General features: G+C 42.1%; 4 protein-coding genes and 3 pseudogenes. 4 read left to right on the forward strand and 3 right to left on the reverse strand.

Annotated elements, in window-relative coordinates; genetic code table 11:
• Positions 1 to 307 precede the first annotated feature (307 nt).
• The 4 genes from DW059_RS11785 (at position 308) to DW059_RS11800 (ending at position 5293) form a co-directional block, all read left to right on the forward strand.
• Positions 308 to 997 (forward strand): response regulator transcription factor, encoded by a 690-nt coding sequence (locus tag DW059_RS11785; protein WP_019162604.1) that lies wholly within the window; start codon positions 308 to 310, stop codon positions 995 to 997.
• A complete protein-coding gene (locus DW059_RS11790) occupies positions 994 to 2025 on the forward strand; it encodes a sensor histidine kinase (RefSeq protein ID WP_117529028.1) in 1032 nt (343 codons plus the stop codon). The genes DW059_RS11785 and DW059_RS11790 overlap by 4 nt, the downstream gene beginning before the upstream one ends.
• Positions 2026 to 2201: 176 nt before the next feature.
• Positions 2202 to 2867, forward strand: coding sequence for an ABC transporter ATP-binding protein (locus DW059_RS11795; RefSeq protein WP_019162602.1), 666 nt, complete (start codon positions 2202 to 2204; stop codon positions 2865 to 2867).
• Between the two features lie 14 nt (positions 2868 to 2881).
• Positions 2882 to 5293 carry an ABC transporter permease gene (locus DW059_RS11800; RefSeq protein WP_117529029.1) on the forward strand — a complete coding sequence of 804 codons (2412 nt, stop codon included), beginning with the start codon at positions 2882 to 2884 and terminating at the stop codon, positions 5291 to 5293.
• 19 nt (positions 5294 to 5312) lie between these two features.
• Here the strand turns inward: DW059_RS11800 and DW059_RS11805 are convergent.
• The 3 pseudogenes from DW059_RS11805 to DW059_RS16220 all read right to left on the reverse strand — a co-directional run.
• Positions 5313 to 5672, reverse strand: a pseudogene (locus DW059_RS11805) (hypothetical protein); the annotation flags it as partial.
• A 301-nt stretch (positions 5673 to 5973) separates the two neighbouring features.
• A pseudogene (locus DW059_RS11810) lies at positions 5974 to 6081 on the reverse strand (MerR family DNA-binding transcriptional regulator); the annotation flags it as partial.
• Between the two features lie 108 nt (positions 6082 to 6189).
• A pseudogene (locus DW059_RS16220) lies at positions 6190 to 6382 on the reverse strand (hypothetical protein); the annotation flags it as partial.

Raw genomic sequence — 6382 nt, forward strand, 5'->3', positions numbered from 1 at the left:
TATTCCCATTTTATGTGCATCTACACATTTTTATGTAATGTTGATAAATATATTTTCAGATTTTTTTGATTGCAGTGTCTATAATCGATTACTCCAATCGTTATTATAGGTAGACAACAAAAAGAAGATGGTTCCGATGTTTCATTAAATATGTTCGTTAAGGACAGCAATTTGACACTGCTGTCCTTTCTTTTATAAAATTGCAGTACACAGAAAAAGCTGTAAAATGAAAAATATATTTGTCCTTGTAACAATTCTCGGACATTTGCCTGTTATACTATCTGCAAAAAGAAAAGGAAGTGACAATATGAAGCAGATTTTAATTGTCGAAGACGATAATCTTTTGAATAAAACGCTTACTTATAATTTGGAATTGGACGGTTACACAATAACTTCTGTTCTGAATGCAAGGACAGCCGCTGAATCATTAAAAACAAACATTTTTGATTTGGTATTGCTGGATATAAATTTACCAGACGGAAATGGTTATGACCTATGCCGTCTTATCAAGCCAGAGCATCCTGATACAGTAGTTATATTTCTAACTGCCAACGATCAGGAAAGCGATCAGATACGAGGATATGAAGCTGGTGCAGTGGATTATATCACGAAACCTTTTTCGATTAGTGCTTTGCAGCGAAAGATCAAAGCCATGTTCGCTATGTTGGAACATCACAAACCAGCTAAGGATATTTACGAGGATGGCAGCCTGTTTCTGGATTTTTCGGAACAATTTGCAAGCTTGAACGGGAAACCATTAGCGCTTTCTGCGATGGAATATAAAATGCTGAACCTATTTCTTAAAAATCCGAAGCAGGTACTTACCCGCCAACAACTTTTGGAAAGGCTGTGGGACATTGATGAAAAATATGTAGATGAACATACCCTTACTACTTCTATCAGCCGCATTCGCAGTAAGATTGAAGCGGATGGCGACACATATATCAAAACGGTTTACGGTATGGGTTATCAATGGACAGGAGGCGAAAAGAAATGAAACTGAATAACCTTTCTGCTAAGAAAATTTGTAGACTGATTAGTGCTGGCATGGTTTTCTCTATGCTGGTAATTACCGGTATTCTCGGCGGTATAATGCAGGATATACGAATTTTCATAGCAGGTGGAACATTGACACTCTGTGCATTTTTCTGGATTTGGCTATTGGTGCTGTTTTTTGGAAAACGCCTTTCTCATTTTACTTCTAATTTGTGCCGGACGCTGGACAACATGATTGATGGAAACGAGGAATTACAAAAGTCAAATGATAGTGAAACTCTTTTTGCCCGTATCAACCACCGCTTAATCCGGTTGTATGAGATTATGCAGGAAAATCGGCACAAGGTAGACATGGAACGACAGGAGCTTCAAATGCTGATTTCTGATATTTCGCATCAAGTCAAAACACCTGTCAGCAATTTGCAAATGGTAACGGACACACTTTTAACAAAGCCTGTTTCAGAAGAAGAACGGATGGACTTTTTGCAAGGCATACGCAGTCAGACTGATAAACTGGATTTTCTGTTCCAAGCACTGGTTAAAACATCCCGGTTAGAAACCGGAGCAATACGATTAGAAAAGAAAGACAGCAGCTTATTCCATACGCTTGCACAAGCTATGAGCAGTATTGTATATGCCGCAGAGAAAAAAGAAATTGCTGTATCCGTGGATTGCCCGGAAAATTTGATAATCTCCCATGACAGCAAGTGGACAAGCGAAGCCCTTTTCAATCTGCTGGACAATGCAGTAAAATACACTCCGTCAGGTGGAAAGATTTCTGTATCAGTGGTTCAGTGGGAAATGTATGTGGAGATCAAAGTGACCGACACCGGCAAGGGCATTTCCGAAAGCAATCAGGCTGCCATCTTCCGACGCTTTTATCGTGAGGAAGAAGTACACGAACAGCAGGGCGTGGGCATTGGCCTGTATCTGGCCCGCGAGATCGTAACGCGGCAGGGCGGCTATATCAAAGTGGTTTCGAAGCTGGGCAAGGGTTCGGAATTTTCTATTATGCTGCCTACAAAATAGAACGCGGCGGACGGCCATTTTCGGCTGCCCGCCGATAATTTTTTGAAATGTCCGAGCGTTGTAACATTTCACCCCGATTTTCAATGAAATTTTTTGGCCGCTGTAACATTTCGCGGACATTTGGGTTTTATAATACCCTTATCAACAGGCAGGAAGCCTTGAAAGGAGTTTTGAATATGAGCGTTTTACAGACTATCGACCTGAAAAAGTATTATGGCACAAAGCCGAACATTACCCACGCCCTTGACGGTGTGAACTTCTCCGTGGAGGACGGCGAGTTTGTGGCTATTGTGGGAACATCTGGCAGCGGCAAATCCACCTTACTTCACATGATGGGAGGGCTGGACACACCCACTTCCGGCAATGTGATTGTCCGGGACAAAGAACTGTCGAAAATGAACGATGAACAGCTTACTATCTTCCGCCGCCGCAACATCGGCTTTATCTTTCAGAACTATAACCTTGTTCCCATCCTGAATGTGTATGAGAACATCGTCCTGCCGGTGGAGCTGGACGGGGACACGGTGGATCAGAAGTTTTTGGACGAGATCGTTCACTTGTTGGGGCTGGAAGATAAACTGAAAAATATGCCGAACAATCTCTCCGGCGGACAGCAGCAGCGTGTGGCGATTGCCCGCGCCCTGATTACCAAACCGGCTATTGTACTGGCTGACGAGCCGACCGGCAACCTTGACAGCAAGACCAGCGCCGAGGTGCTGGGACTTATCAAGCGTACCAGTGCGGAGTTCCGGCAAACTGTCGTGATGATTACCCACAACAACGACATAGCCCGTCTTGCAGATCGGATTGTCCGCATTGAAGATGGAAAGATTGTGGAATAAGGAGGGGGAAAGCTATGACATGGCCTTTTGAAAATGATACCAGCGCTATCATAAAAAAGCTGGCAAATCGGAGCATGAAAACAGACAAACGAAGCAAAGCCTTTCTGCTTCTCACGATTGCCCTTTCTGTCTGCATGATTTTTTCAATCGTTCTAATATCCGCAGGCGCGCAGGAAGAATTTAAGAATACACAGCGCAGTAAAGCGCAGGTTGCAATTCTGGGAATAACAGATGACCAGTTATCCGGTTTACGTCAAAACAAAGATGTTCAATGGATTGGCGAATATGCTGCAATCGGACTTTTTTATTCAGGCAATAAAACAATTACGGTCGCTTATGGAAGCGAAGATTATTTTACGCATCAGGAAGAAAAATCTTTGCAGGGCAGAGCACCGCAAAAGGCAAATGAGATCATGCTCCCACAGAATTATATTGATTTTTTGGGGAAGTCATATCACCCCGGTGACACCATTACTTTTGATGTAACCGGCACGGGGCATGAGGCAGAATACACGCTTTCCGGCATTTTGAGCGAAAGCAGCAAGAGTGATGGTTATTTCGTCTATCTGAGCAAAGAACTTGCCATGAGCTTAATGAATCATCTTCAAGTAACAGCATATACGCGGCTGAATACAGATGCCATTCGCTCGGAAACCCTTCTTGATTTTACGGATAAAGTCATTGAAAACACAGGCATTGTGGAAGATCAGGTATATCTCACGGAGTATTCTGCTATTATGACCGGAGCTGTTCAATCTGGCATCCAGCTCCCAATCCCTCTGCTGGCTGCATTGACTGCGGTGCTGGCTGCAACGATTGTGTATGGGGTCTTTTACACGAAGATTGCGAAGAACGTGCAGATGTTTGGTCAGCTACGGACAATCGGAATGACAAAAAAGCAAATTAAACGGATGGTGAGAAAAGAAGGACTCCGGTATGCTTTTACTGGTATTCCTCTTGGACTAATTGCTGGCTTGTTGATTGGATTTATTGTGTATCCGAAGGGATTTCAAATCAAAACGGTTGCCATCTATGCGGTGCTGATTGCCATAGTAGGTGTTGTAATGGTGAATATTGCGATTTTCAAGCCAGTTCGAGTTGCAATGAATACTTCTCCCATTGAGGGTGCAAGATACCTCGCTTATTCAGGGAAAGCAAAAGCCAGTTCAAAGCTGCATCGCAATCTGTCACCCCACAATCTCGCAAGAATCAATATCCAGCGTAACAGGCAAAAAGCTATTTTGACGCTTGTGATGCTGGGCGTAAGCGGTGCGCTATTGCTGGGCGCATCTACGGTTGCAGGCTCTATTGATCCGGAAAAACAGGCAACTTTCAAACACTATCCTGCTGGCAGTATTCTTTTGCAGGTGAAAAATCAAGTCGGCAGTTCGTTTGATAAAGAATCTGAGCCATACGGAAGTTCAAAGCTGCAACTGGAAGAAAACCCGCTTGAAAGCCAGACACTACGGCATGACTTGGAAAACATTGCCGGAGTAGAAAAAATAACTGCATTTAACTGCGTCCATATGTCCATTACCTTCCCCGGCGGGAGTGGTTCTCTCACAAGTATCATGAATGATTTCCCGACACTGAACCGTGAACAACTGGCAGAAAAGCAAGCGGTTTTATCGTCTGGAACGGCAGATTACGATGATATGACCGAAAGAAACGGAATATTGGTTGCAGAGAATATTGCGAGCGTTGGCGACACCTTGCAGTTGGAAGGGCGTTCTCCCGATGGCAGCACGTTTAATATCAACGCAGTTGTTGCAGGCACCTATGACCCGACCGATTTGATGGAACGCAATCCGGTTGTTCCAGGCAGTCCGTATTTTATGATGACATACGATATGGCAAAGAATCTGACAGGTATAACAGATCAGACTGGCATCTTGGCGCTCAAGATCACTCCCAATCATTTTGATGAAGTTCTAAGCGCGGTTCAAGAAATTGCAGAGCAGAGCGGTAAAATATCGGTTAATACGATTGAACAGACAATTAAAAACATTCAGTATCGGTATAGTTCGTCGATAAAGGCACTATATATGGCAGCGGCGATCCTGTTTACATTTGGAAGCATCAGTCTTATGAATATGCTGATGGTCGATTTTCAGAACAGAAAACGGGAATTTGGTCTGCTGGAAGCTGTTGGGGCAACGCAGAAGCAGCTAAAAGCTATGTTGAGTCGTGAGATTGGAATTTACCTCGGAGGTTCGTTGGTAATAGCTCTTGTATTTGGAAGCATTTTAAGTGTAATTGTTTGTAGACGATTGGATGCGGTAAACCATTGCATTACGTTGGTATTGCCGTGGCTGTTTCTACTGGCGTTAGTCGTTGTTTTAGCAGTTATATATTTGATTTTCACTGCATACGCAAAATCCGAGTTGAAGAAAACAAGCATCTTGTCCGCCATAAGGGAGGAATGATCTTTTGTATAGACATCACTTAAAAGGTAGTTAATTTCAAAATAATATCACTCTGTTGATACAGCCAGTCCGTAAATTCTTTCGGGCTGGCTGTTCCTGTTTTTACAGCCTTTTTTCTCTGTAATGCTTCTTTCTTAAAGTCGGCAAAGGCAGCCTGTATTTTTTCCAGACGGTCAGCCGGAAAGCCTGAGGTATTTTTTACCCGGTTTATTTTGTTGCGCCAGTTCTGGCATTCATTTTTATAAAGCAGGTCATAGTTATTTTCTCTTGCCCTCTCGTCAAATTCCCGCTTGTTTTGAAGCGCCTGTGCTTTGCGGCACTTATCGCTGCACAGCTCATACCGCTGGCTCTTTGCCAGAAAATATTTCCCACAGACCTGTACTGTATAACATCTTTTCTCTAACATTTCTTTATCCTCTTTTCTTTGAAATATGAAAGAAAAATTTATTCCTTCATATAACGAAACGCTCAGAGGTTGTTTTACAGTGGTCAAAAGCAACTTTTTTTACTTTTTTTCTTACGAGTTTTCTTTAATACCACTCGTAAGAAACTCGTAACATTAGATTTCTGCATTTTTCCTGAAATTAAGTAAAGAAAAAGAGCATATGGAATTGAATCCATACACTCTATGATTTCACAGTCGAGTAGACTAAGACCTCTCAATCTTAGCCCCTCACAGATCCCGCATCACTTTTTTCTGTTGGCTTTAACAATCCAATTTCATCATAATAGTGAAGCGTGCGAACGCTGATACCTGTTAAATCTGATATTTCTTTTACTGTCCTCATAACTGCTGACCTCCTATTCCTGATAAGATAACTTTAATCTATGACGTTCCGTGAGAGTCAATAGTTTTCAGTTCAATAAATTGATTTTTCATCTCGACAAGCTGGAAGTTATCTTTTTCTTAATGGCAATGCTATTAAATTTCCCAATAATGCAATAACAGCATATCCAACTACATAAACCCATGCACTTGAGTTATAAAATATAAATATGGATGGCGCAAACATTATTGCTACAATCAAAATATACCAGAAGTTAAAACCATTCCTAATCCCATAAAAAACAGAGGTTATTAAACATATT

Source organism: Roseburia sp. AF42-8 (assembly GCF_003435965.1).
GTDB classification, from domain to species: domain Bacteria; phylum Bacillota; class Clostridia; order Lachnospirales; family Lachnospiraceae; genus Roseburia_C; species Roseburia_C amylophila.